1 protein-coding gene is annotated in these 913 nt (G+C 28.1%); it reads right to left on the minus strand.

Going from position 1 to position 913, the window contains the following annotated elements; genetic code table 11:
- Window positions 1-168 precede the first annotated feature (168 nt).
- Entirely contained in the window at window positions 169-786 is a 618-nt protein-coding gene (locus AC2D8I_RS16260) for a hypothetical protein (protein WP_484707170.1), read from the minus strand.
- Window positions 787-913: the final 127 nt, after the last annotated feature.

The raw sequence follows: 913 nt of genomic DNA on the forward strand, positions 1-913 counted from the left end.
AAAATTTTTAATTTGAATGATTCACTGTAACGTCTAGTAACTCTGTCATTTTTATACATAATCTACTTGAATTATGTAGCCTTTATTCAGGACGAGTCAAAATGCACCACAACGGTTTGTGTAAAATGCGTTTTCAATGCATTTTTACACCTTGTTATGCAATTTTTATTAATTTTTTACTTCTAGCGTTTCTAAAAATAAATCAATAATTTTTTTATCATCTTTGTAATCCTCGCTTAATAGCATCGTTACTACAATTATACCCTCATCTTTTGCTCCATAAGTAGCTACTGTATAAACTTCATTTTCTCCTTTATAAGTTAAAGTAGCTTGAATGCCTTCAATTGTTTGTCCACTTTTTAATTTTTTCTTAAAAGGCTTTTCTGTTTTAGTATAACCATAATTGATACTTTCTTTAGTGATTTCATTCATCATTAATTGTGTCAAACTACTAGGATCAATTGTTTTGTATTTTTGAACCATAAAGCCAGTTCCAGTAGATTTCATAATCATACATTGTTCAATACCTTCTTCAATTTTAGAATCTGATACACTAAGTGATTTGTCATGATTAAAAGAAATCATATCATCAGAATACGTTAATATTTGGGGCTGCATGACTTTAATTGTCAATTCCTCCCCTGAAGGTTTTTTATACTGAATATTCTCATTGAGATCAACTTGTATTGAATCCTTATTGATAATTATAATGTAATTTCCCTTTTCTTGGGAATAACTTATTAAACTAATTAGAAGTGCTCCTAAAGTAAAAATGGCTTTTGTCATTATTTCTATTTTAATTTTGCATAACGGTTTGTATAAGAATAGTAAGGGATTAAAATGGACTAACTTTTCGGATTTAGCACTTAGCCAAATTAACAATTTTACCGTTAATTTTGTTTTCATTTAACCG

Source organism: Lacinutrix sp. YIN62 (assembly GCF_057219185.1).

What these genes read in the sequence shown, in the direction of transcription:
- AC2D8I_RS16260 (WP_484707170.1), bottom strand. Translation starts at nt 786, where the DNA reads ATGACAAAAGCCATTTTTACTTTAGGAGCACTTCTAATTAGTTTAATA.